Source organism: Nesterenkonia muleiensis (assembly GCF_003600155.1).
Lineage (GTDB): Bacteria > Actinomycetota > Actinomycetes > Actinomycetales > Micrococcaceae > Nesterenkonia > Nesterenkonia muleiensis.
In genome coordinates this window covers 1-23542 of record NZ_QWLD01000043.1, presented here as the reverse complement: position 1 = coordinate 23542, position 23542 = coordinate 1, and the positions used below count along the sequence as shown (strand labels likewise).

Annotated in this window: 20 protein-coding genes; 12 read left to right on the top strand and 8 right to left on the bottom strand. The window is 65.4% G+C overall.

Annotation, left to right across the window (positions count from 1 at the left end; translation table 11 throughout):
- The first annotated feature begins 43 nt into the window (after positions 1–43).
- Complete coding sequence (locus DVO78_RS13495) at positions 44–385, top strand: PLD nuclease N-terminal domain-containing protein (protein WP_120005448.1); 342 nt, start codon at positions 44–46, stop codon at positions 383–385.
- Positions 386–389: 4 nt separating this feature from the next.
- Here DVO78_RS13495 and DVO78_RS13490 read toward each other — a convergent pair whose 3' ends face one another.
- Both DVO78_RS13490 and DVO78_RS13485 read right to left on the bottom strand, forming a co-directional pair.
- Positions 390–1697 (bottom strand): ABC transporter permease family protein, encoded by a 1308-nt coding sequence (locus tag DVO78_RS13490; RefSeq protein ID WP_120005446.1) that lies wholly within the window; start codon positions 1695–1697, stop codon positions 390–392.
- Positions 1694–2413, bottom strand: coding sequence for an ABC transporter ATP-binding protein (locus tag DVO78_RS13485; RefSeq protein WP_120005470.1), 720 nt, complete (start codon positions 2411–2413; stop codon positions 1694–1696). The genes DVO78_RS13490 and DVO78_RS13485 overlap by 4 nt, the downstream gene beginning before the upstream one ends.
- A gap of 169 nt (positions 2414–2582) precedes the next feature.
- On the opposite strand from DVO78_RS13485, the gene DVO78_RS13480 reads away from it, so the two are divergent.
- The 4 genes from DVO78_RS13480 to DVO78_RS13465 all read left to right on the top strand — a co-directional run bounded on the left by DVO78_RS13480 (position 2583) and on the right by DVO78_RS13465 (position 8694).
- The gene (locus tag DVO78_RS13480; RefSeq protein ID WP_157984042.1) at positions 2583–3944 is read left to right on the top strand and encodes a sensor histidine kinase; all 1362 of its coding nucleotides are present in this window, start codon (positions 2583–2585) and stop codon (positions 3942–3944) included.
- Positions 3945–4014: 70 nt separating this feature from the next.
- A complete protein-coding gene (locus DVO78_RS13475) occupies positions 4015–4725 on the top strand; it encodes a response regulator (protein ID WP_120005442.1) in 711 nt (236 codons plus the stop codon).
- Positions 4726–5071: 346 nt separating this feature from the next.
- A complete protein-coding gene (locus DVO78_RS13470; protein ID WP_120005440.1) occupies positions 5072–5881 on the top strand; it encodes an ABC transporter ATP-binding protein in 810 nt (269 codons plus the stop codon).
- Positions 5878–8694, top strand: coding sequence for an ABC transporter permease (locus DVO78_RS13465; protein ID WP_157984041.1), 2817 nt, complete (start codon positions 5878–5880; stop codon positions 8692–8694). Before DVO78_RS13470 ends, DVO78_RS13465 begins: the two co-directional genes overlap by 4 nt.
- Positions 8695–8711: 17 nt before the next feature.
- Here DVO78_RS13465 and DVO78_RS13460 read toward each other — a convergent pair whose 3' ends face one another.
- Genes DVO78_RS13460 through DVO78_RS13450 form a run of 3 tightly spaced genes read right to left on the bottom strand, consistent with a single transcriptional unit; the run spans position 8712 to position 11933 of the window.
- The gene (locus tag DVO78_RS13460; RefSeq protein WP_120005436.1) at positions 8712–9614 is read right to left on the bottom strand and encodes a carbohydrate ABC transporter permease; all 903 of its coding nucleotides are present in this window, start codon (positions 9612–9614) and stop codon (positions 8712–8714) included.
- Positions 9611–10558, bottom strand: coding sequence for a carbohydrate ABC transporter permease (locus DVO78_RS13455; RefSeq protein WP_120005434.1), 948 nt, complete (start codon positions 10556–10558; stop codon positions 9611–9613). Before DVO78_RS13455 ends, DVO78_RS13460 begins: the two co-directional genes overlap by 4 nt.
- A 1-nt stretch (position 10559) precedes the next feature.
- Complete coding sequence (locus DVO78_RS13450) at positions 10560–11933, bottom strand: ABC transporter substrate-binding protein (RefSeq protein WP_120005432.1); 1374 nt, start codon at positions 11931–11933, stop codon at positions 10560–10562.
- A gap of 169 nt (positions 11934–12102) precedes the next feature.
- Here DVO78_RS13450 and DVO78_RS13445 point away from each other — a divergent pair, with 169 nt between their 5' ends.
- Positions 12103–13035 carry a sugar-binding transcriptional regulator gene (locus DVO78_RS13445; RefSeq protein ID WP_120005430.1) on the top strand — a complete coding sequence of 311 codons (933 nt, stop codon included), beginning with the start codon at positions 12103–12105 and terminating at the stop codon, positions 13033–13035.
- Between the two features lie 68 nt (positions 13036–13103).
- On the top strand, positions 13104–14681 hold the full coding sequence (locus tag DVO78_RS13440; RefSeq protein ID WP_202912196.1) for a mannitol dehydrogenase family protein: 1578 nt from the start codon (positions 13104–13106) through the stop codon (positions 14679–14681).
- Positions 14682–14805: 124 nt separating this feature from the next.
- On the opposite strand, the gene DVO78_RS17600 is transcribed toward DVO78_RS13440, so the two are convergent.
- From DVO78_RS17600 to DVO78_RS13430, 3 genes are all read right to left on the bottom strand, one after another.
- Positions 14806–14982, bottom strand: a complete 177-nt coding sequence (locus DVO78_RS17600) for a hypothetical protein (RefSeq protein WP_157984040.1) — start codon at positions 14980–14982, stop codon at positions 14806–14808.
- Between the two features lie 203 nt (positions 14983–15185).
- On the bottom strand, positions 15186–16328 hold the full coding sequence (locus tag DVO78_RS13435; protein ID WP_120005428.1) for an ABC transporter ATP-binding protein: 1143 nt from the start codon (positions 16326–16328) through the stop codon (positions 15186–15188).
- A 227-nt stretch (positions 16329–16555) separates the two neighbouring features.
- The gene (locus tag DVO78_RS13430; protein WP_120005426.1) at positions 16556–17110 is read right to left on the bottom strand and encodes a hypothetical protein; all 555 of its coding nucleotides are present in this window, start codon (positions 17108–17110) and stop codon (positions 16556–16558) included.
- A 192-nt stretch (positions 17111–17302) separates the two neighbouring features.
- Here DVO78_RS13430 and DVO78_RS13425 point away from each other — a divergent pair, with 192 nt between their 5' ends.
- From DVO78_RS13425 to DVO78_RS13405, 5 genes are all read left to right on the top strand, one after another.
- Positions 17303–17803: a CarD family transcriptional regulator gene (locus tag DVO78_RS13425; RefSeq protein WP_120005424.1), complete on the top strand. Its 501-nt coding sequence runs from the start codon at positions 17303–17305 to the stop codon at positions 17801–17803.
- Between the two features lie 34 nt (positions 17804–17837).
- Positions 17838–19211, top strand: coding sequence for a 2-C-methyl-D-erythritol 4-phosphate cytidylyltransferase (gene ispD / locus DVO78_RS13420; protein ID WP_120005422.1), 1374 nt, complete (start codon positions 17838–17840; stop codon positions 19209–19211).
- 73 nt (positions 19212–19284) lie between these two features.
- Positions 19285–20730 (top strand): cysteine--tRNA ligase, encoded by a 1446-nt coding sequence (gene cysS, locus DVO78_RS13415; protein WP_120005420.1) that lies wholly within the window; start codon positions 19285–19287, stop codon positions 20728–20730.
- Positions 20731–20733: 3 nt separating this feature from the next.
- Entirely contained in the window at positions 20734–21729 is a 996-nt protein-coding gene (gene rlmB / locus DVO78_RS13410; protein WP_120005419.1) for a 23S rRNA (guanosine(2251)-2'-O)-methyltransferase RlmB, read from the top strand.
- The gene (locus tag DVO78_RS13405; protein ID WP_120005418.1) at positions 21726–23267 is read left to right on the top strand and encodes a maltokinase N-terminal cap-like domain-containing protein; all 1542 of its coding nucleotides are present in this window, start codon (positions 21726–21728) and stop codon (positions 23265–23267) included. Before rlmB ends, DVO78_RS13405 begins: the two co-directional genes overlap by 4 nt.
- Positions 23268–23542: the final 275 nt, after the last annotated feature.

Below are 23542 nucleotides of genomic sequence, written 5' to 3'. Positions count from 1 at the left end.
GCAGGCCAAGCCGACGGTCAGGCCGCCCCCGTATTCTGAGGTCATGAGTGCAGCTGAGGTTCTCACCCCTGGCATCCTCGCCGCAGAGGTCCTCACCCTGCTCGCCGAGCAGGCACCGCCGGGGTCGCCGGTGGTGCCCTGGTGGTTGCGCATTGGAGTGCTCGTCTACGGGGCACTGCTGGTGGCGGCGTTGATGATCTACGCGCAGACCAGACATCAGCGCCCCTGGGGCGTCCTGTGGGTGCTGATCATCGCCTTCGTGCCCATCGTCGGTGCCATCAGCTACTTCATCGCCCAGACCTTGACTCACCGCAGGGGCGGGCAGAGACCGACCAAGGGCCGGGCCGAGCGGCTGCCGCCGGAGGACTTCACCGATCAGCGGTGAAGGCTCAGCCCGCTTCCACCACCGCGCGCATCGTGAGCCTGGTGACCAGTGTTCCGAAGTAGATGAGCAGCACACCGGCCATGAGTACGGCTGCGATGGTGAGCACTGAGACTGGGGTAGTCAGGATTGCCCAGCCGACGATGGGCATGGCCACAATGCAGGCTGCCAGTACCGCCACAACGAGCACGGCGGCCAATGCGCGCATCACCGCCAGGCTGCGGATGCGATTGAGCTGGGTGAGCGTGACCCCCGTCTTCGCAAGTCCGGAGTAGAGATCGCGCTGGTCGAGAATCTGGGCGGTCTGGTTCAGCCCCACAGAACAGGCAGTGAGCAGGAACGCGATGAACAGCGTCAGCCATACTCCGCGGGCGACATCGGCGAAGATCATGGCTTCCTCCGAGCCCTGCTCGAACTCGGCCAGACTGATCAGCCCCACCCCGCAGCCTGCGATCACACCGATGAATGCGGCCACGGCGACACCGCCGACCTGCCGCCACATCCTTTGCGGCGAGTCCAGCACATTGCGTGCGGCGATCAGCCGTTCCGCGGTGCCGGCCCGCCGGGTCTGCCTGGCGGTGATCAGCTTCAGCACCCAGGGCCCGATCAGCTGCACAGCCAGCAGCGGGACCGCCAGAAACGCGAAGGCCACCACCATGATCACCAGCTCGCCGCGTATCGGCACCATAGTGTGGAGGACGAAAACAACGACGACGGCGGCCACCGCGATCACCGCGCGCATCCACTTCACTCGCTGGGGAGCCTGACGGGTGCGCACCCCCAGCGGGGTGACCTCCACCCGGCGCAGTCCCACGAAGGCCGCTGCCATGGCGAAGACCAGCAGCACTCCGCAGGCTGCTGCCAGCAGTCCGACGCCTAACCACAGTCCGGAGACCCCCATCGGTGCTCCGGCGAATGGCAGTCTTCCCACCAGAGGCATCAGCGCCACGTAGAGGAACGCGCCGGTGAGGATGCCGGCGACAGCCAGGGCCGCAGACTCGGCCAGCACCAGTCGGCGCAGCTGGCCAGAGCTGGCCCCCAGCAGCCGCAGGCCGGCAAGCCGTTCGTCGCGGCGGTGGGCCAGCAGCCGGGCGGCGGAGCCCATCAGCGCCAGCATGGGGATTACCAGCAGGATCAGCGCTGCTGTGGCGTAGACGGAATAGAGCATACGGTCCTCGGTGTCAGGCAGCGTGTAGAAGTACATGGCGCCGCCGAAGACCATCAGCCCGATGCCGCTGGTCAGCGCGAAGCCCGCCACCGGAAGCGCCCATACCGTCCGGTCGGCGAAGAGCCTGCCCAGAAAGAGCCGGATCATGTGCCTACCTCCGCGTTGGCGGAGTCGTGGACGATCCGTCCGTCCTCCAGCCGGATCAGCCGGGAGCAGCGCGCCGCCACATCTGGGTCGTGGGTCACCACCACCAGCGGGGCGCCACGGCCGACGGTGGAGTCCAGCAGGGCATCGAGCACCTGTGCGGAGGTGGCGGAGTCCAGCGCACCTGTGGGTTCGTCGGCAAAGACGATCTGTGGTTCGGTGACCTGCGCCCGGGCGATGGCGACCCGTTGGGCCTGCCCGCCGGAGAGCTGGCCCGGGCGGCGGTCCTCCAGGCCGGCCAACCCCAGGGCTTGCAACCATCTGGCGGCAGCTGACTCCGCGGCAGTCCGAGGTGTTCCGGAGAGCATCAGAGCCACCGCTACGTTCTCCAGCGCGGTCAGCTCCGGCATCAACAGCCCTTCCTGGAACACAAAGCCGATATGCTGCCGGCGCAGCCGGGCTCGTTTCTCGGAGCTCAGCCCGGAGACGGTCACCGGGTGGTCCCCGGCAGTGGACTGCGGAAGGAACTGCATGGTGCCGCTCTCGGCAGTGATGATCCCGGAGAGCACGTGCATCAGGGTGGTCTTTCCGGAGCCGGAGGGCCCCATGACGGCCACAGACTCCCCGGCGCAGACGGTGAGGTCCACACCGTTGAGCGCACGGGTGGTGCCATAGGTCTTGGTCAGCCTGGAGGCTGTGATGAGGGGTGAGTTGTTCATATCTGCCATCCTGCTGGGCAGCACCGCCACGCGCATCGGAGAGCAGGAGGACATCCAATTCATCCTGTGGTCTGAGGTTTTCTGCGCGGCTCATCCCTACACTTGGGGGAAGACAGCGCGCCGAGCACTCGGTTCAGTGCGAAGCGATGGAACGGGAGGCAAGCCAACGATGTCGGACAGCCTGCTCGCCCCGCCACCTGTTCATGTGCGGACTGTGCGGTTCTTCGAGGCGCGGCCCTGGCTCGGCGACATAGTCTTCAAGGTCTTGCCCCTGCTGCTGGTCAGCACACTCTTCTGGGTCATCGGACCAGCCTCCGCTCGGGAAATCTACGGCACCGGAATGTTCGGAACCACGGTCAACATCCCGGTGATGATCCTCTTCGAACTGCTGGCTATCCTTCCGCTGACCTTTTCCCGGCTGCGCCCTGGGCTGGCGGCCGGAGTCATCGCCTTTGCCTGCCTGTGCCAGATTCTGGCCATGTACGGCCCCGGCGCCTCGGTGTTCGCGGTCCCGCTGGTGGTCTACGCCTGTGCCAAATACGGCTCCCGGCGAGCGAGCCTCACCTACCTCACACTTGGTCTGGCCGGTGCAGTGCTTCTGGGCCTGTTCGTGATCGTCGCAACGAGCATTATCAGCGGTGCTCCCGACCTCTACCCTCCGGACTGGGGCGCGATCCTCTTCGTCTCAGCACTGATCACCGGCTTCTGCGCGGCCGTGGTGCTCAGTGCCTGGCTGTTCGGCGACCTGGCGGGGCGTCGTCGTCGTGAACGGGAGGCGATCCAGGAGCGGAACCGCCTGCTGGAGCGCGAGCGAGACCAGGAGGCGCGGCTGGCCGCCGATGCCGAACGGATGCGCATCGCCCGGGAGATGCATGATGTGGTGTCTCACTCCATGGGGGTGATGATCGCCCAGGCCGATGGCGGCAGGTACGTGCTCGAGCAGAACCCGGCACGTGCTAGCGAGGCGTTCGAGACCATCGGGGAGACCGGCCGGGAGGCGCTGGCCGAGCTGCGCCGGATGCTCGGAGTGCTGCGGGAGGAGGGCGAGCTGAAGAAACGTCCCGCTCCGGGGGTGGAGGATCTGCCGAAGCTGGTGTCCGATATCCACGCCTCCGGCCTGGAGGCGGAGCTGAACATCTCCAGGCATGCTCTGCCTGAGCTCAGCGAAGGAGTTGAGCTGGCCATCTACCGGATCGTTCAGGAGGCGCTCACCAATACCCTCAAGCACGGCGGGCAGGGCGCCACTGCCCAGGTGTGGCTGGGCACCGACCACCGTACCGGGGAGCTTGCCCTCGAAGTCAGCGACACCGGCCGCGGCGCCCAGGCCCACAACGACGGCGCCGGCTCCGGTCTCCTGGGCATGGCCGAGCGGGCCCGCCTCTACGGCGGCACCCTGACCGCAAAACCCAAGGGTGAGGAGTCGTTGGAGCCCGGCTTCACGGTTGAAGCACGGTTCCCGCTGGACAGTGTTCACCACGTACGGGGCAGTCGGCCCACAGCGGCCCGGACCGGGGGAGAGCAGCCGCAGTGAGCCATAATCAAGCCCAGACCATCTGCTACCCGGTGCAGCCGCGGTGGCGCCCAGAAAGTGAGGCCAGCCGATGAATGACATCCCGGAGCCGCCAGAGCAGATCTCGGTGGTGCTGGCCGATGACCAGGCGCTGCTGCGTGCCGGCTTCGCCATGGTGATCGACTCTCAGCCGGATATGGCTGTGGCCGCTCAGGCAAGCAACGGTGCCGAAGCATTGGCAACGGTGCGGCGCCTGGCCGCGGCCGGTCAGCGCCCAGATGTGGTGCTGATGGACATTCGCATGCCCGAGATGGACGGCCTGCAGGCCACCGCCGTCATCACCGAGGATCCGGCGCTCGCCGAGACCCGCGTCATCGTGCTGACCACCTTCGACACCGATGAATACGCCCTGCAGGCCCTGCGCTCAGGTGCGGCCGGCTTCCTGCTCAAAGACGTCCAGCCGGAGGCGCTGCTGGACTCCATTCGCACCGTAGTGACCGGAGGCGCAGTGGTCGCCCCCACCACCACCCGCCGGCTGCTGGACAGTACGTTGTTGGGAGAGGGACGACGGCGCACCCCCACTGCTGAGCAGCAGAAGCACCTGGATCTGCTGACCGCACGGGAGCGGGAGATCCTGGCTGAGATGGCCACCGGTGACTCCAACACCGAGATCGCGGCCCGGCTCTATCTCTCCGAGGCCACGGTGAAGACCCATGTCGGTCAGGTCCTGGCCAAGCTGGGCTGCCGTGACCGGGTCCAGGCGGTGGTCTTCGCCTACGAATCCGGTGTGGTCGGCGACTGACGCCGCCGTGCCGCCGGTGCTGCACCAGGTTGGGGCCGGTCCACGCTGGGCGGTGTCCGTTTCGCCCTGCCCGCTCAGCTCACCGTGTTGTCGGTCAACCAGACCGTCCTGCCAACCGGATTTTCCTCACCACCGGCCACCAGGGCCGCTCTACCAACCGATTTCTCCTGCCGCCAACTTCCATTTCCGTGGGTTAAGGGATTTCAGGTTGGTAGGCACGCCGAGAGGGGGTTAGCCCCGCTGAGAAGGGCAGGCCTGATCATTCCGGCCTCATCCCGGAGGATGAGAGGAGATTAGGACCGTGGACCGATGTGGTGGCGGTGCCGGATTCCGTAGCGTAGCTGGTATGGAGGCTCTGACGAGTGCGCGGACGGCAATCCGCGCGGAATCCCTGACCAAGACCTATGGCTCCGGCGAGGCCACAGTGCACCCGCTGCGCCGGCTGAGCCTGGAGATACCGGCCGGCGGGTTCACCGCGATCATGGGCCCCTCGGGCTCCGGGAAGTCCACGCTGCTGCATGTGCTTGCCGGTCTGGACACCGCTGATGAGGGGCGAGTGGTGCTCTCCACCGCGGACCGAGAGGTGGAACTCACCGGACTCTCCGAGCGGGAGCTGACCCTGGTGCGCCGCCAGCACATCGGCTTCATCTTCCAGGCCTACAACCTGGTCCCAGCCATGACAGCCAGGGAGAACATCCTGCTGCCGAGTTCACTGGGCGGGCCTGAGCCGGACCGGCACTTCTACGACATGGTCATCGACCACCTCGGGCTCACCGACCGGCTTCACCACCGGCCCTTCGAGCTCTCCGGCGGTCAGCAGCAGCGCGTGGCGGTGGCCCGGGCTCTGGTGTCCAAGCCGGCGGTGATCTTTGCCGATGAGCCCACCGGCAACCTGGACTCGCGCACCGGCGCGGAGGTGCTGGCCCTGCTGCGGGCTGCGGTGGACGAGTTCGGCCAGACTGTGGTGATGGTCAGCCATGACGCCAATGCCGCTGCTGAGGCCGACCGTACGGTCATCCTCTCCGACGGCAGGGTGCTGGAGACCATCAGCCATCCCACCGCCCAGGCGCTGGCTACGAAGATGATCGGAGCAAGTGATCGAGCTGAGGCCCCGGGGCGCGCGCCGCACGGCGTGGGAAGCGAGGGAACGCGGTGAAGGGAAGCCGCACCCGGCTTTCGGTGCTGAGGGCGAATCTTCGCTCATCGGGCAAGCGATTGTGGGCGGCAGGTGCAGCGATCGCCATCTCGGCGGCGTTCATCGTGGGCGGTTTCATGCTCGTGGACTCCATGACCAGCGTGGTCACTGAGGAGGCCGAGGCCGAGGCGGCTGGAGCTGATCTGATCATCAGATCCGTGTCCTTGCACTACGGGGAAGAGGCGGAGAATCACGACGACGGCCCGGTCACCGAGGTGGACCACGTCGATCAGCACGGGGACGTCCCGCTGGCTGGGGCCGTGGAGCAGCTCGAGTCTGTGGAGTCGGCCCAGGCGATCCGCAGCGGCTGGCTTGAGATTCCCGACCAGCAGAGCCCCGGGGCAGGTGAGTACACCGGAACCGTCATCCCGGTCGCCACTCTCGCGAAGGGGCGTGACGACGAGCTCGAAGCCGGGCGCTTCCCGCAGGGTGACCACGAACTGCTGATCAATTCGGCTGCGGCGGAAACCGAACAGCTTGCCGTAGGCGATGTGCTTACTGCGGCATATGTTGACTGGGACGAGGAGGACAGCCAGGCAATCTCGGATGGCACCGAGTACACCGTGGTGGGCATCGCTGAGGACAGCGAATGGACGCGGGGATTCCTCACCGCCGAAGGGATGGACCGTCTCCCAGCGGACCCGGAGGAAGGCTACGACTCTGCCCAGCCCGAGGAGATCCGGGTGGTGCTTCCAGATCACGACCATGGCAGTGCCCCGGCCCAGGAGGCTGTTCAACAGGAGATCGCCGATCTGGTCGAAGAGCTCATCGGTGCCGGCGAGCTTCCCATGCTGGCCGCATCGGATCAAATGGACCCAGGCCCTCGGGCCATTGGGGACCTGGGCATTGTCTCTGTGGCGGGGCTGGAGATCTCCACCCATCAGCAGATCGTGGGCACCTGGGTGGCTGAGCGCACCGGCGACGCCCAGATGCTGCAGTGGATCGTCTTCGGTTTCGGAGGCATTGCGATCTTTGTCTCCGCGCTGGTCATCGGCAACACATTCCAGGTGATCGTGGCTTCCCGTCAGCGCACCATGGCGCTCATCCGAGCCGTGGGTGGCACTGCGACCCAGCTGCGGCGGGCGACCCTGGCGGAGGGTGTCCTGCTCGGTCTGCTCGGCGGTGCGGCCGGTGTGATGCTTGGCTGGGCCGTCGCTCAGGGGTTGGTGATGGCCATGAACTACTTCGGCGGAGGAGGGCGCGGCCTTCCCTCCGTTCTGCCGAATCCGCTGGCGGTGGGTCTCGGCCTGGGTCTCGGTCTGCTGATGGCGGTGGGCTCTGCGCTGCTGCCGGCGCTGAAGGCCGGCCGAGTCTCCCCCATGGCGGCCCTGCGCCCCACCGATGTGGCAGCTCCAGAGGGGGGAATCTCCCGGATGCGAGTGATTATCGGCAGCCTGGTCACCGCAGCGGGGCTCGGTGTTGTGGTCTATTCAGCCACCGGTTCTCCTGACATGGACCGTCCTGATGGTTCCTATGACATTTTCTCTGTGGACCCTGTCACGGGACTACCCTTCCCAGTCTTGGGCATATCCGGCGCAATCATCGGGTTCATCGGGGTGCTTGTGCTGGCCAAAGCGGTCATGCCGCCGCTGGTCGCTCTTCTGGGCAGGGCGCTCGCGGCACTGGGCATCGCCCGGCTGCCTGCCAGGCTCGCCGGTCAGAACGCCCGCCAGGTCCCGGGCCGGACGACCGCCACCTCGGCGGCACTGCTGGTCGGAGTCACCCTGGTGGTCACCATGACAGTAGGCGCTGCCACTACGCAGAAACTGATGAACACCGAGCTCTCTGAGTCCCACCCTGTCGACGGTGTGGTCTTCGGCGATGTCACCGAAGAGCTAGACGAGGACGAGAGGATCGCCGAGGCCATCCAGGCCCCTGGGGTCACGGTGAATGTCGGCGAGGATGAGCAGGGGGATTCGGAGTCTCGACTCGTTGTGGTGAACCGGGCCGAGCACAGCCCGGTCTTCCACGGAGAGTGGCCGTTCCCCGAAGCCGTCCGATCGCCGGTGAACTACGCCTTCGCAGGATATGAGCTGATCCCGTACGCCGAGGACAGTGGCGGAGGTGCCGATGATGGTCAGCTCCTTGACGTGGAGTTCCCCAACGGCGCTCAGGTGCAGTTCACTCTGGCCGAGGGATGGTGGTCGATGCCCGGGGATCTCATCGCCGTAGAGGGTGAGACGCTGAGGGAATCGCCCGCCTGGTTCGGCGCCGAGGACGACGACGGCGCAACACTCGTGCGGCTGGCCGAGGGAACCTCGGCTACCGAGATCCAGGCCATGGTCGCCCAGCTGGAGGAGGCTGGGGCCGAAGACGTCTCCTTCGACGGGTGGTTCGCCCGTGCCGGCTCCATTGAGCTGATCGACATGCTGCTGCTCGCCGTTCTGGCCCTGCTGGGCGCCAGTGTCTTCGTGGCCGTGATCGGGGTGTCCAATACGCTCTCCCTCTCCGTGCTCGAACGGCAGCGTGAGGCAGCTCTGCTGCGGGCCTCGGGGATGACCCGGCGCTCGCTGGGAGCCACGATCAGCATCGAGGCGCTGCTTCTTGCCGCTGTCGCCCTGACCCTGGGGTCGGGGCTGGGCGTCTTCTTCGGCTGGGCCGGGGTCAGCACTCTGGTGGCCCGGGAGGACTGGACGGTGATGCTGGAAGTCCCCTGGCTGCGGCTTGCCGGGGTGTGGGCACTGACCCTGCTGGCGGCTCTGCTCGCTGCTTGGTTCCCCGCCCGCAGACTGTCCAGGGTCGAGCCCGCCGCAGGTCTGAGCCATGGCGCCTAGGGTCAACCGCCGTGAGGCTATTTGACCGCACCCATGGAGAGACCGCGGACCAGCTGCTTCTGTGCGATCCAGCCGGCCAGCACCACCGGCAGCGAGGCCAGCACGCTGGCCGCTGAGAGCTGGGCCAGGAACAGCCCCTCGGAGGTCATGGTACTCATCAGATAGATCGGTGCCGTCGCCGCGTTGGCAGCGGTGAGGTTCAGGGCAAAGAAGAACTCGTTCCACGCGAAGATCACGCAGATCAGCGCGGTGGCGGCAATGCCCGGTGCCACCATGGGAATCAGCACCCGCCGCATGGTCATGATGAGCGAGGCGCCGTCGATCGAGGCTGCTTCCAGCACCTCGCCCGGCACCTCCAGGAAGAACGAACGCATCATCCAGATGGCGATGGGCAGATTCATGGCGGTGTAGAGGATGATCAGGGTGACGATGTTGTCCAACATCCTGATCTGCCCGGCGATCACGTAGATCGGCATGATCACCGCCACGATCGGCAGCATCTTGGTGGAGATGAAGAAGAACAGGGCGTCCTGGGTGCGTTTGACCGGCCTGATGCTCAGAGCATAGGCCGCCGGCACCGCCAGGATCAGCACCAGCACCGTGGAGGCGCCCGTGGCGATCACCGAGTTCAGGAAGTACGGTGCGGCGTCTGAGGTGAAGATGTTCCGGTATTGGTCCAGCGTGGGTTCGAAGAAGAAGGACGGGGGCGAGCTGGCGGCCGCGGACTCCTGTTTGAAGCTGGTCAGCACCATCCATACCACCGGTGCGAAGAAGATCAGCGCCACCACCCACGTGAAGGCAGTCAGCAGGCCGCCGGAGCTGCGGCTCTTGGGCGCACTTCCGTTCCCCCGGATTCCCGGGGTAACCCCCGGGGCCCCCTGGTCGGTCGAGGGTGTCTGTGGCGGGGCTGCGACGTTCATGACTGCTCCTTAGCGTTCAGGCTGCGGAAGATCAGTCGCAGCGCCAGCAGAGAGATGATGATGGTGGCGAGCACAGTGACCACGCCCATGGCGGCGGACTGGCCGATGTCGAAGCCCAGGAACGCCCGCTGATAGATGTAGAAGGGCAGGTTGGCGCTGGCGGTGCCGGGCCCCCCGGCGGTCATCAGGTAGATGTGGTCAAAGGTGTTGACCACGTAGATCACTCCCAGCAGCACCGCGAGCTCAATGTAGAACCGCAGATGCGGCAGGGTGATGTAGCGGAAGGTCTCCCACTTGCTGGCCCCGTCCATTGCCGCGGCCTCCAGGACATCGTGCTGCTGGGACTGCAGCCCGGCCAGCAGTAGCAGCATCATGAACGGTGTCCACTGCCAGACCAGAGCCACGACGATGGAAAACACCGGGTACTGGGAGGTCCAGTCCACCGGGGAGATGCCCACCAGCCCGATGAGCCAGTTCACCAGCCCGTAGGAGGGGTTGAACATGGAGATGGACCACAGCATCGCCCCGGCCACCGGCATGATGAGGAACGGGGTGATCAGCAGGGTGCGCACCACTCCGCGGCCGGCGAACGGTCGGTCCAGCAGCAGCGCCAGGCCCAGGCCCAGCAGCAGGGCCACGACCACGCAGCCCAACGTGATGATCACCGAGTTCAGGGCAGCGGCCCGGAAGGTTGAGTCCAGAAAGATGTCGGCGAAGTTGCCCAGCCCGACGAACTGCTCGCCCTCCGGCCGCAGCAGGTTCCTTGACCGCAGTGAATACCAGATGGTCAGCAGGAACGGAATTTGGGTGCAGACGATCACGAAGATCAACGCAGGAAGAAGCGGTGCCCGCCGTCTCCAGCCTTCGGCTCGCTCTGCGGCCTTCTGAGCGCGGATTGCCTCAGCCGAGCGGGTGTCTGTCAAGGGTGTTGCCGTCGTCGTCATCTCAGCTCCCCCATCCGTAGGTGCGCGCCACAGATTCTGCGAAACGCTGTGACTGCTCCAGGGCCTCAGGTACGCTCTGCTGCCCGGCGATCGCTGCGGAGAGCTGCTGTCCCACCCGTGTGCCCAGGTCCTGGAACTCCGGAATCGCCACGAACTGTAGCCCGTCGTAGGGCACCTGGTGCACCATGGAATTTTCCTGCGTGGCATTCTCCATGGAGGTCAGCGTGGGTTCGGCGTAGTGGCTGGAGATCTCCGCGTACTCCGGGATCTCGTAGGTGGAGGCCCGGGATCCCGGCGGCAGCGCTTCCCAGGAGACCTCATTGCCCACCAGCTGGAAGTAGTCCGGGTGGGTCATCCAGGTGATGAAGTCCCAGGCGGCCTGCTTGTGCTGGGAGGTCTCCGGAACGGCCAGGCTCCAGGCGTAGAGCCAGCCGGCGTAGTCGGTCTCCATCACCGGTGCGAGTGCATAGTTGGTGGTGCCCACCACCGTGGAGGACCGCGGGTCCTCGATGCCGGAGACCATGGCGGAGGCGTCGTACCACATGGCGGTGTTGCCCTGGTTGAAGTGGGTCATGCATTCGCCGTAGCCGGAGGTGGCTGCACCGGGCTGGCCCCAGGTGCGCACGGTGTCCACGTAGGTGCTGACCGCATCGACCACTTCCGGAGAGTTCAGCATCGGCTCCCAGTCAGGAGTGAACCAGCGCCCGCCGAAAGTGTTGATCACCGTGTTGATCGGTGCCAGGTTCTCGCCCCAGCCTGCCAGTCCGCGCAGTGCGATGCCGGAGAATCCCGCGTCCGGATTGTGCAGAGCTGAAGCGAACTCGCGGATCTGGTCCCAGGTGGGCTGCTGGGGCATCTCAAGGCCGGCCTGGGCAAAGAGGTCCTCGCGGTAGACCAGGAAGCTGGACTCCCCGTAGAACGGCACCGCGTGCTGGCGACCCTCGTAGGAGAGCGCCTCACGGATGGTGGGGATGAAGTCGCCGTCGTCATACCCTTCGGTGTTCCCGATGTAGGGTTCCAGGTCGGTGAGCCAGCCTTGGGCTGCCCAGATGGGGGTTTCGTAGTTGGAGATCATCACCACGTCGAACTCCCCGCCTCCTGAGGCCACAGAGGCAGTGATTTTGGCGCGTGCCTCGTTCTCCGGCAGGGAGACGAAGCGAACATCGATGTGCGGGTGCTGGTTGCGGAAGTGGCTGATCAAGCCCATGGCGTCCTGCATCTGTGGATTGGAGACGATGGCGACTACGATCTGCTCGCGATCGCCGCGTCCCCCAGTGCTGCAGCCGGTGAGCCCGAAGGCGGCGGCTCCGGCAGCAGCGCCCAGGCCCGCAGAGAGCAGGCTGCGGCGGCTGAGCCGGTGGGGAGTTCCGGTCATATCTGGTCCGTCCTGGTCGGTGCGGCAGTGGACGCCGCTCTGTGCTGGGATACGATGAAAACGCTCATATGAGCGCCTCTTAGTGCTCAACTGTTATGTGACTCTAGTCATAGTAGGCTCGAATGAGCAACATTCAGCGCCCACGAATTCTTGGAGCAAGGAGGTGAGCATGTCTCAGACGAGCGAGGTGCAGCTCATGGCAGAGGTGGCTGCTGAGCACTATCTTCAAGGCCGATCCAAGGTGGAGATCGCCTCTGAGCGCGGCATTTCCCGTTTCCAGGTCGCACGCCTGCTGGACCGGGCGCGCAGCGAAGGCATCGTCCAGATACGCGTGGTCAACCCCCTGGATGCGGGGGAGGACCATGCGGCGCTTGCAGGGCGCTTGGGCATCTCCTCGGCGACTGTGGTCACCCCGCGCACCGGCGAGACCCCGCGCTCGGCCCTGGCGCGCCAGGCGGCGCAGCTACTGCAACGCAGGCTCCACGACGGCGCCCGGCTCGGGGTCGCCTGGTCGCGCACCCTGATGCACCTTCCTGAGCACCTGAGCTCGCTGCCGCGGGTGGACATTGTGCAGCTGGTCGGACCGCTTTCGGCTCCGGGCACGTCCGCGGCGGCCTCCACCGGCCTGATCCACGCGCTGGGATCCTTGGCGCGCGGGCAGATCTGGCCGCTGCCGACTCCGCTGATCGTGGACAACGACGACGTCGCGGCCTCCCTGCGTGCCATGGATGAAGTTCGTGCCGCGCTGGAGGCTGCCGATGACCTGGATTTTGCTGTGGTGTCCGTGGGTGGATGGGGTGAAGGCGCGTCGACGCTGCGGGCCAGGTTCAGCCCGCAGGAGCTGCAGGCCGCGGCAGAGGCAGGTGTGGTGGCTGAATGCTCCGGAATCCTGGTGACGGCCGGAGGGCAGGTGGCGCGCTCCGGCATGGAGAATCGCGTGATCGGGGTGAAGCCGGAGCAGCTGCGTAATGCCCGGGTGATCGCCCTGGCGCCGGCGCAGGAGCATCCGGAGGCCGTCATTGCGGCGGCCCGGGCCGGATTCATCGATGACCTGGTGCTGTCCGCCGAGCTTGCCCTTCGGGTCAGCGCTGCGCTCGACTGAGCGTATGCCGAATGCTCATTCGAGCATTATCAAGTGCTCATATGTGAAGTCATTGGTAGGATGTGGGCATGATCACGCTGAGCAGTGCGGCACTGCCGCAGGTGGAGTCTCCTGACCTTCAGACACCTGACTACGACCTCGCCGGGCGACAGGTGGGCATTGTGCACTTCGGGGTAGGGGGGTTCCACCGGGCCCACCAAGCTCTTTACCTGGACAGACTGTTCAACGCCGGGCACCCGCCTCAGTGGGCTGTCTGCGGTGTGGGCCTCATGCCCGGCGATGCTGCCATGCGCGATGCCCTGACCCCGCAGGACGGGCTCTACACACTGGTGGCCAAGGCTCCCGACGGCACGAGGGAGGCGCGCGTCGTCGGATCGATCGCCGAGTATCTCTACGCCCCGGACGACCCTGCAGCGGTGTTGGAGCGGCTCACCGACCCCGCGGTGCGGATCGTCTCGCTGACCGTGACCGAGGGCGGCTACAACTACAATCCGTCCACCGGGGAGTTCCAGCACTCTACTCCAGCCATTGCGGCGGATTTGACGGCGGACTTCAGCCGTGCCGAGCTTCAGTCCCAGGGGGTGTGGCCGCGCGGTGGCCCGGACCAGGAAACCGTCGAAGCTCCCCCGCAGTTCCCAGCAACCATGTTCGGGTTCGTGGTGGAGGCCCTGCGGCGTCGTCGTGCCCAGGGTATTCCGGCATTCACGGTGCTCTCCTGCGACAACGTGCGCGGCAACGGAGACCTGGCCAGACGGGTGATCACCGCCTATGCCGAACGCAAGGACAATCAGTCCCATGAGGAACAGCTGGCGGGGTGGATTGCAGAGCATGTGGCGTTCCCCAACACCATGGTGGACCGGATCACCCCGGTGACCTCAGAAGAGGACCGTGCGATGGTGCGCCGGGACTATGGGATCGATGACGCCTGGCCGGTGGTCAGCGAGGACTTCCTGCAGTGGGTGGTCGAAGACCATTTTCCGGCCGGCCGGCCGGCCTTCGAGGAGGCAGGCGCCCAGCTGGTTGCGGACGTGGAGCCCTATGAGCTGATGAAGCTGCGGCTGCTGAACTGCAGCCACCAGGCCATCGCCTACCTCGGGCTGCTGCTGGGCTACACCTACGCGCACGAAGCGGTCCAGGACGAGCAGCTGGCCGGGTTCACACGTCGTCACTACATGGACGGTGAGGCTTCGCCCACGGTGCCTGAGGTGCCGGGCATCGACCTGGAGGCGTATAAGGACCAGCTCATGGCACGGTTCGGCAACGAGTATGTCCGTGACACGCTGGCGCGCTTGGCAGCGGAGTCTTCCGACCGGATTCCCACCTGGCTGGTTCCGGTGATCCGCGAGAACCTCGTGGCCGGGCGGGACGTCAGCGTCTCCGCGGCCATCGTGGCCTCCTGGGCCCGGTATGCCGAGGGGTCTGGGGAGAAGGGTGAGCAGTGGCCGGTGGTCGACCGGCTGCGCGAGCAGGTTATGGCGGCTGCTGCCCGGCACGACGAGGACATTCTCGCCTTTCTGCGCGATCAGGAGCTATTCGGGGATCTTGTGGAGCACCGTGCATTCGCCGAGCCCTATGAAAAGGCCCTGGTCACCCTGCGTGAACAGGGAGCCAGGGCCTTGCTTGACAATATGGTTACAGAACGATGACCAGAATGATGATGATCAGCAGGACTGTGACGAAACCTCCGCCGATGTATATACCGCCGCGCATATGATTCTCTCCTTGGGATAGATGGGTGCCGTGAGACTGAACGGTCGTTAGTTCCTGGCGTCAGGGTGCTGCTCGGAAGATGCCGCGCAGCACGAACAGTGCCAGGATCACGATGATCACTGAGACGATCACACTGCCGATAATGCTGATCAGCTCGGTCAGTAGCCACCAAGCCAGCCAGATCAGCACAATCGCTAGCACGATCGTCAGGACTGTAGATAGTGCGTTTCTCGCCATGAGTACAACACTAGGGACCTAACCCTGGCTGTTTGCTGGACAGAAGCACTAAGTATCGTGTGAATCAGCAAAAAAAGCCCAGGTCAGGCGCGGAAGCTCTGTGCTCCCACGGCGGTAGCGCCGTTCACCGTCGCTCCGTAGGGTCCTGCGCGGCGGTGGCCGCGTGAGACCCTACGGACGCTCCCCTCCCTCGCAGTGCCGGCTCACTCTTCCTGGTCGGTGAGGGCTTCGACGTCGTCGAGCGTTGCCTCTGGGGTGTTCTCCGGGATGTCGCCGTTGAGCCGCAGGCCGGTCTGCACATCGAAGAGGTGCACATAGTCTGCAGAGGGCTTGATATAGACGGTCTCGCCCTTCTGGGGGGGTCTCCGTCCTCCCACGCGCACGATCAGCGGCTGGAAGGTCTGCACACCCTCGGGGGAGCCGTAGATGTAGGCGTCGGCCCCCAGCTCCTCCACCACGTCCACCACCATCGGCAGGCCGGTGCCGTCGCCGGAGACATCCATGTCCTCCGGGCGCATGCCCAGGATGACCTCGTTGGTGCCGGTCAGGTCGACCTCGGGTACAGTCAGCCGGTCATTGCCGACTATGACCTGGCCGCCCTCAACCGCGGCTTTGAACAGGCTCATGGCCGGAGAGCCGATGAAACCGGCCACGAACACGTTGGCCGGGTTGTCGTAGAGGTTCCGCGGAGTGTCCACCTGCTGCAGCACCCCGTCCTTGAGCACGCAGACCCGGTCTCCCATGGTCATCGCCTCGACCTGGTCATGGGTGACGTAGACGGTGGTGGTCTTCAGCTCGCGGGTCAGTGCTGCGATCTGGGTGCGAGTCTGCACACGCAGCTTGGCGTCCAGGTTGGACAGTGGCTCGTCCATCAGGAACACCTTGGGTTCGCGGACGATCGCCCGGCCCATGGCCACACGCTGGCGCTGGCCGCCGGAGAGCGCCTTCGGCTTGCGCTCCAGGTAAGCTTCCAGGTCCAGGATCTTGGCAGCCTCCTTCACCCGTTTCGCCCGCTCATCCTTGGAGACCCCGGCGATCTTCAGGGCGAAGCCCATGTTCTCCGCCACTGTCATATGCGGGTACAGAGCGTAGTTCTGGAAGACCATCGCGATATCGCGGTCCTTGGGAGAGACATGGGAGACGTCTTCGCCGCCGATGAGGATCCGGCCGTCGTTGACCTCCTCAAGTCCAGCCAGCATGCGCAGCGCGGTGGACTTGCCGCAGCCGGAGGGGCCGACGAGCACCAGGAACTCGCCATCGGCGACCTCCAGGTGAAGCTGGTTGATGGCGGGCCGCGCGCCGGGAGTGTAGATGCGGCTCGAATGGTCATAGGTGACAGAGGCCATGATTCAGTTTCCCTTTCACGGGCAGGTACGTGCCCGACGATCCGTAGTGAAGGTATGCAGTCCATGCGGGACCCAGTTGTGGCGGGTCTCACATGGACATGATGAATCACATCACAGCTTCAGGAGGATGTCTACTGAGACCTCTGATGGCGACGCCGCCGCCACAGCTTCAGCCGCCCGGCGGAACCGTCCCGGGACGAAGGGCTGCTCCGCGCCGTTGGAAAAGATCACTCGTCGGGATCGTAGTGGGCCGCGCCGCTGCCCCAGGTGTCCGGGCCGTGCTCAAGGTGCTCGGTCATGGACTGGTTGAACCCGTCGGGCAGCAGGTCGCGATACTCCATCAGGGCTCCGTCCACCACTGTGGCGCCGAAAGTCTCCTGAGCGCCGTCGACGGTGACGCTGACTTCTTGGATGGAGCCCGGGCCTGCTTGGATCGCAGGGACGATCAGCTCCTCATCGTGTTCAAGGTTGACCGCCTCGCCCGGTTCCACGGTCAGCTCAAAAGTCTCGCCGGCAGCCTCGATGCTCACCTGTGAGGAGTCCTCGGCGGTGGAGTCGGTGTGCGATACCACCCCCACCAGGCGGGCTGGGCCTCCTTCTTCTTCGGCGACGAACATGATGTGGCGCAGTGCCACACTCTCGGCGTCGAACATGGTGCCGTCGGAGGCGGAGTAGACATGGGTGGTGGCCTGGTAGTTGATGGCAGAGCAGCCGGTGGCGCTGAGAGCGCCGATCAGAACCGCTGCCGCAGCTGCGCGACGAGCCGGGGAGGTGAACTTCACCGCGGAAACTCCTTAGAAACGATGGGTGCGCGTGGCGTTGATACCAGACTACTCGATCCGATCAGACTTCTACGCAATGTAGTAGAAAGATTGCGCGGCGAACTCTAATACTGCCCTCGCGAAGTCGCACCACGACACGCCGAGGAGACCCCTGCCGTGATAAACTGATCTGCGGGAAAGGGGAATAACTACATGAATTTTGAAGTCGGCGAGACAGTCGTTTACCCGCACCACGGTGCAGCCACCATTGAAGAGGTGGAGATGCGTACTTTCAAGGGTGAGGAGAAGACCTACCTGACCCTGCGGGTCTCCGAGGGGGACCTGACCATCAAGGTCCCCGCTGAGAACGTCGACCTGGTCGGCGTCCGCGATGTCGTGGATGAGGAAGGCCTGAAGAAGGTCTTCGGCCTGCTGCGCGCAGAACATACCGAAGAGCCGACCAACTGGTCGCGCCGCTACAAGGCGAACGTGGAGAAGCTGGCCTCCGGCTCCATCCATAAGCTCTCCGAGGTGGTCCGTGACCTGTGGCGCCGCGAGAATGACCGCGGACTCTCCGCGGGGGAGAAGCGGATGCTCTCCCAGGCCCGCCGCATCTTGGTCTCCGAGCTTCGTCTGGCCAAGGAGCTCGAAGAGGAGGATGCCGAGAAGCTCCTCGACGAGGTGCTCTCCGAGGCAGCCCCCGCCAACGCCTGAGCAGCCTCTGACACCCTGACGGCAACACGCCCTGATGACCACACGCCCGGCTGATGCTGTGCCACCGCGCACCGGCATTCGCCGGGCGTTGGTGGTAGTGGCGGCAGGCTCCGGAACCCGGCTGGGCCGTGGCATCCCCAAAGCTGCCGTGCGGCTCAGCGATCGGACCATTCTTGACCACGCTCTGGATGCGGTCACCGCCGAGCTGGGCCTGGATATGGTGGTGCTCGTGCTGCCGGAGGACTCCCGCGCCCGTGACCAGCTGGCCGCTGCCGGCCCTCTGCTGGCTCAGCGGCGCGGCTGCGACGTCGTGACCATCACCGGCGGGGGTGTGCGCACCGACTCCGTGGCCGCCGGAACCCAGGCGGTGCAGGAGCACGCCCAGCTCAATGAGTGGCCGCAGACGGTGCATGTTCTGGTGCACGACGCCGCCCGTGCCCTGACTCCTGCCGCAGTGTTCGGCAGAGTCCTGCAGAGCCTGGACTCCGGCGCCAATGCCGTCATCCCAGCCCTGCCGGTGACCGACACCGTCAAACGCGTAGACAGCGCTCAACAGGTGGCCGAGACCCTCCCGCGGGCCGAGCTGCGGGCCGTGCAGACGCCGCAGGGCTTCACCCTGGATGTGCTGGACCGGGCATTCACCCACATTGCTGCGCTGGCAGAGAACGACGCCGCCCGCCTCACCGATGAGGCCATGATCGCTGAGGAGCTCGGGGAGCGGGTCAGCGTGGTGGAGGGGCATCCGCATGCGCTGAAGATCACCACCGAGACCGATCTCATCACTGCCCGCGGAATCCTCGAGGCCCAGCAGCGTGGTCAGAGCCGGCCAGCATCGGCTGCCACCTCAGGAACCGAACCGGGTTCCCCCGCCGACGGAACCAGCACCGTGCGGAGCGGGGTTTCCCCGCCTGCAGGCCTGGCTCTGCCCCGGGTGGGCATCGGTCACGACATCCACGCCTTTGCGCCGTCGGGAGAGCCTACCGAGCTGTGGTTGGCAGGACTGCACTGGCCAGGAGAACAAGGGCTGGCAGGCCATTCCGACGCAGATCCGGTAGCCCACGCGGCTTGTGCGGCGCTCTTCTCCGCGGCTGGGCTGGGGGACCTGGGCACTCACTTCGGAGCCGACACCATCGGTACCAGCCGGGCAGAGTACAAAGGGGCCCGCGGCGTCGTGCTCCTGCGTGAGGCCGTGCGGATTGTCGGTGAGGCCGGTTTCCAGGTCGGCAGCATCTCTGTCCAGTTCATCGGCAACCGGCCCAGGTTCGCCCCTCGCCGTGAGGAGGCTCAACAGGTCCTGAGCGCAGCTGCCGGGGCACCGGTGGCGGTCTCGGCGACGACCTCCGACGGGCTGGGGTTCCCCGGGCGGGGAGAGGGCATCATGGCCACTGCCACCGCAGTCGTCTGCTGAGCAGGTCAGCTGCATACGAAGCGTCCCCGCCGGAATCGCGCGAATCGTGGCCCGTGCCGGTAAGGTATGGCCCGTGGCCCTGAGACTCTACGACACCAAGACCGCGCAGACGCGCGACTTCCAGCCCCTTGAGCCGGGGAAGGTGTCCCTCTACTACTGCGGTGCCACCGTCCAGGGCCGCCCCCATGTGGGGCATGTGCGCTCCGCAGTGGCCTTCGACATCCTCATCCGGTGGTTGGAGGCATCCGGCTATGAGGTGCTCAGCGTCCGCAATGTCACTGACATCGACGACAAGATCCTGGAGAAGGCCGCGGCCTCCTATGCGGATGGCTTCCAGCCTGAGCCGGACTATCCTGCCAACGACCCCTGGTTCGTGCTGGCCTACCGGTTCGAGCAGACTTTCCAGCACGCCTATGACGCCCTCGGCGTCCGCAGGCCAGGCTATGAGCCTCGGGCTACCGGCCATATCACTGAGATGCATGCGCTGATTCACCGGCTGCTCGAGGCCAGACACGCCTACCCGGCAGCCGATGACTCAGGTGATGTCTACTTCGACGTCCGCTCCTGGCCGGCCTATGGGCAGCTCACCCGGCAAAAGGTGGATGATATGCAGGACGCTCCCGACGCCGATCCGCGCGGCAAGCGCGATCCTCGGGACTTCGCCCTCTGGAAGGGCCATAAGCAGGGCGATCCGGAGAGTGCTTCCTGGGACTCGCCCTGGGGACGCGGGCGGCCCGGCTGGCACCTGGAATGCTCGGCGATGTCCACCAAGTACCTCGGCGAGACCTTCGACATCCACGGCGGCGGACTTGATCTGCGCTTTCCGCACCATGAGAACGAACTGGCCCAGTCGGCAGCGGCAGGTCACGGCTTCGCCCGGTTCTGGCTGCACAACGGCATGGTCACCTTCGAAGGCGAGAAGATGTCCAAATCTCTGGGGAACACCGTCTCCCCCGAAGAGATGCTCGCGGCCGCCCGCCCCAAGGCGGTCCGGTACTTCCTCGGCCAGGCGCACTACCGCTCGCAGCTGGTGTACGGGCCGGGTTCGCTGCAAGAGGCTGAGGCAGCCTTGGCGCGCATCGAGGGATTCTTGGCCCGCGCCCTCCCAGATAGAGACCTTCCCTCTCTCTCGCAAGAAGTCCCTGAGCAGTTCCGTGAAGCCATGGATGATGACCTCAACGTTCCTGCTGCCCTGGCCGTCCTGCATGAGACGGTCCGTGCCGGAAATACCGCACTGGACAAGGGCAACGACGACGCCGCGGCCACCAGTGCTGCTCAGGTGTTCATGATGTTCAAGATCCTTGGCATCAATGATGTTCCCGAATCTCAGTCAGCCGGAGGGCCCGGGGAAGCAGCGCTGGACTCCCTGGTCGGCGAGTTGCTCCAGCAACGTGCTGCGGCCAAGGCCATCAAGGACTTCAGCACCGCCGATGCCATTCGCGACCGGCTTTCCGCAGTCGGCATCGAGGTAGAGGACACTCCCGCTGGCGCCAACTGGTCGCTAAAAGGCGGTGTATAGCTCATGCCGAAGGACTCCCGACCCAAATCATCTGCGGTGCGCAGAGAGCGCAAAGGGCCCACCAAGGGCTCCGGCGGTCAGGGCAAGCGCCGCCTACAGGGCAAGGGTCCCACGCCGAAGGCTGAGGACCGGGTCTACCACAAGGCGCACCGGCAGAAGCAGCTCACCGAACGTGCCGCAGCCAAGCGCCAGTCGGGCAAGCCCCGCAGCGGAGGCTCCGGCCATGGGGCCGAGGATGTGGTCGCCGGCCGCAACCCGGTGGTCGAAGCGCTGGCCGAGCAGGCTCCCGCCACCGAGCTGCTGGTCGCCAGAGACATCGAATCCGACGGCCGGGTCCGCGAGTCCCTGCGGCATTGTGCCGAACGGGGGATACGGGTCAAGGACGTCACCAAGCGACAGCTGGACACCGTCACCGGCGACGCGGTGCACCAGGGTGTAGCGCTGGTGCTGGAACCCTACGACTACGCCGAGGCGGCTGAGTTCATCGCTGACCTGGTCGAAGCCTCCTCCGCAGGGCATATCGACCACCCGCCGCTGATCGTCGCCTGCGACTCCATCACTGATCCGCGCAACCTGGGCGCAATCCTGCGGGCTTCGGCAGCATTTGGCGCCGACGGCGTCGTCGTTCCTGAACGGCGCAGCGCAGGAGTCACGGCCACCACCTGGAAGACGTCGGCGGGAGCTGCGGCGAGGATTCCGGTGGCACGTGCCAAGAACCTGACCCAGGCGCTGAAAGAGGCCAAAGCGCAGGGCTGCTTTGTGATCGGGCTCGACGGCGGCGGGGACACCACGCTGCCGAACCTGCACTTAGCAGATCAGCCGCTGGTGGTGGTGGCCGGCTCAGAGGGCAAAGGGCTGTCCCGCCTGGTCCGCGAGACCTGCGATGCGATCGTGTCCATCCCCATTGCCGCCAGCACCGAATCGTTGAATGCCTCCATGGCGGTGGGGATCAGTCTCTACGAGATCGCCACGCTCCGGCAGGGGGTGCGGCCGCAGTGACCGAGCAGCGCAGCATCCGCGGCGAGCAGCAGCCAGGTTTTCTGGAGATCCTCACCAATTGGCTGCCGCATCAGTCCTGGTGCCCCGCCCTGCTGGGACGGAGAAGTCTCCTCCGCGTGGGCGGACTGCGCCTGCCTGCCCCCGAGGGGGACGCTGATTCCCAGCTGTTCCTGGAGCTTCACCTCTTCGAGGTCGGGCACCTCACCGGGGCCGATGAACACTCTGTGCTGATCTCCGTGCCGTTGGCCCTGAGATCCCGCCCCTCAGCGCTGGCGGGCAAGGCCGCTTTCATCGGCAAGCTCACCGCCTCAGACGGTGGTGAACTGTGGGTCTACGACGGCGCCCGCGACCAGGCCTTCCTCGCTGCCATCCTGGAGATGGCCCGGCGCAGGCAAGGTAGCCGCAACGGCCGGTCCCGGGGGCAGGCGCTGGCAGGATTCGACCAGTGGGAGCCTTTCGCTGTGGATATGCGCAGGGATCCGGCTGAACCGGCTCTGGAGCACAGCACTCGGACCCTTGTTCGACCGGCAGGGACCGACGATGAGGGTGACTGGGAGAAGAAGATCGCCGTCGATTTTCTGCGCCGCCCCTCAGCGGAGCGGGAACTGCGGCTGGAAACGGTGTTCAGGCTGACAGCTGCGCACTCGACGGCGATCCCGCGAGTGCTGGGTACGGTCACCGGGGCTTGGCAGGAGTACCCGGCGGATGAGCAGTGGGCAGCCCCAGAGTGGGACACCGGAGAGCTGGTGGTGATCCGGGAGCCCGGGCCTGCGGCTCCCGACGCACTGAGCCTGGCACGCTCCTCGCTGCGAGATGGAAAGTCATTCGCCGAGAGTGCCCACCAGCTCGGCTGCACACTGGGGAATTTCCACGCCGATCTCGCCGGGGCTTTCGGGGCTCATCCCCAGGCGGCTCAGCAGCTGAAGTCAATGGCTTCCCAGATGCAGCACGCTCTGCAGGCTCAGTGGAAGAAGGTCCGGCACGAGTTCGATGAGGATGAGGCCGCTGATCTCCACGAGATGATTGACCTGATGAGCATGCAGCTGCGGGACTCCGATGAGCCCCTGATGCTTCAACGCATCCACGGTGAGCTGGATGCTGCTCAGATGCACCGGCTCAACCAAGAAAGGTGGGTAGTCACCGAGACAGGTGGCTTCATCGAGCATAAGCTGGGCATGCAGGACGTGGTCGCGGTGCTTATGTCTTTGGCTAATATGGTCATGGAAGTCGCCAGCCATGTCTCGGCACTCCCGGAGCAGGTGGACAGTCCGGGAAGTGACGATTCTGCAGAGAACGGTTCCGATGACACAGCTGAAGCTGAGGGAGCCGAGCCCGGCGATCCGGTGAACTTCGGACAGTGGTATGAAGAGCTCAGCGCGCGGCTTTTGGAGGGGTACCGTTCCTCTGACGCCGATAGCACTGGGATTGACTCCGTGTTCTTCCGTGCGGCGATGCTGACCGAGTCTCTGCAGCTTTTCTCCCGGTGGGAGGGACAGTGGGCCTTCCGCCCCTCTATGTTGATGCAGGTGGAGAGCTAGGCTTGTTCACGCGGAATTTACATTCGGCGCGAACAGGTGCTAGAGTAAATATCCGCGCAGGAACGCTCAAGGGACTCTCCCAGAGCACCAGCGCGAACCAGGGCTAATATAGCCCGATCCTCTGTCTCTACTACAACCGAGAAAAGCTGAGTTGACACTCGCAAGAAGGTTCCGGTAAGATAGAAAAGTTGCTCCGGAGCGATCCAGATGGTTTTTTTCTGGTGGTGTTGGGGTGTTTGTAGCTTGAGAACTCAATAGTGTGCCAAGTTTGTTGA

Excerpts from the sequence above, each read along its gene's own strand:
- DVO78_RS13495 (WP_120005448.1), top strand. The coding sequence starts at position 44 with ATGAGTGCAGCTGAGGTTCTCACCCCTGGCATCCTCGCCGCAGAGGTC.
- DVO78_RS13490 (WP_120005446.1), bottom strand. The coding sequence starts at position 1,697 with ATGATCCGGCTCTTTCTGGGCAGGCTCTTCGCCGACCGGACGGTATGG.
- DVO78_RS13485 (WP_120005470.1), bottom strand. The coding sequence starts at position 2,413 with ATGAACAACTCACCCCTCATCACAGCCTCCAGGCTGACCAAGACCTAT.
- DVO78_RS13480 (WP_157984042.1), top strand. The coding sequence starts at position 2,583 with ATGTCGGACAGCCTGCTCGCCCCGCCACCTGTTCATGTGCGGACTGTG.
- DVO78_RS13475 (WP_120005442.1), top strand. The coding sequence starts at position 4,015 with ATGAATGACATCCCGGAGCCGCCAGAGCAGATCTCGGTGGTGCTGGCC.
- DVO78_RS13470 (WP_120005440.1), top strand. The coding sequence starts at position 5,072 with ATGGAGGCTCTGACGAGTGCGCGGACGGCAATCCGCGCGGAATCCCTG.
- DVO78_RS13460 (WP_120005436.1), bottom strand. The coding sequence starts at position 9,614 with ATGAACGTCGCAGCCCCGCCACAGACACCCTCGACCGACCAGGGGGCC.
- DVO78_RS13455 (WP_120005434.1), bottom strand. The coding sequence starts at position 10,558 with ATGACGACGACGGCAACACCCTTGACAGACACCCGCTCGGCTGAGGCA.
- DVO78_RS13450 (WP_120005432.1), bottom strand. The coding sequence starts at position 11,933 with ATGACCGGAACTCCCCACCGGCTCAGCCGCCGCAGCCTGCTCTCTGCG.
- DVO78_RS13445 (WP_120005430.1), top strand. The coding sequence starts at position 12,103 with ATGTCTCAGACGAGCGAGGTGCAGCTCATGGCAGAGGTGGCTGCTGAG.
- DVO78_RS13440 (WP_202912196.1), top strand. The coding sequence starts at position 13,104 with ATGATCACGCTGAGCAGTGCGGCACTGCCGCAGGTGGAGTCTCCTGAC.
- DVO78_RS17600 (WP_157984040.1), bottom strand. The coding sequence starts at position 14,982 with ATGGCGAGAAACGCACTATCTACAGTCCTGACGATCGTGCTAGCGATT.
- DVO78_RS13435 (WP_120005428.1), bottom strand. The coding sequence starts at position 16,328 with ATGGCCTCTGTCACCTATGACCATTCGAGCCGCATCTACACTCCCGGC.
- DVO78_RS13425 (WP_120005424.1), top strand. The coding sequence starts at position 17,303 with ATGAATTTTGAAGTCGGCGAGACAGTCGTTTACCCGCACCACGGTGCA.
- ispD (WP_120005422.1), top strand. The coding sequence starts at position 17,838 with ATGACCACACGCCCGGCTGATGCTGTGCCACCGCGCACCGGCATTCGC.
- rlmB (WP_120005419.1), top strand. The coding sequence starts at position 20,734 with ATGCCGAAGGACTCCCGACCCAAATCATCTGCGGTGCGCAGAGAGCGC.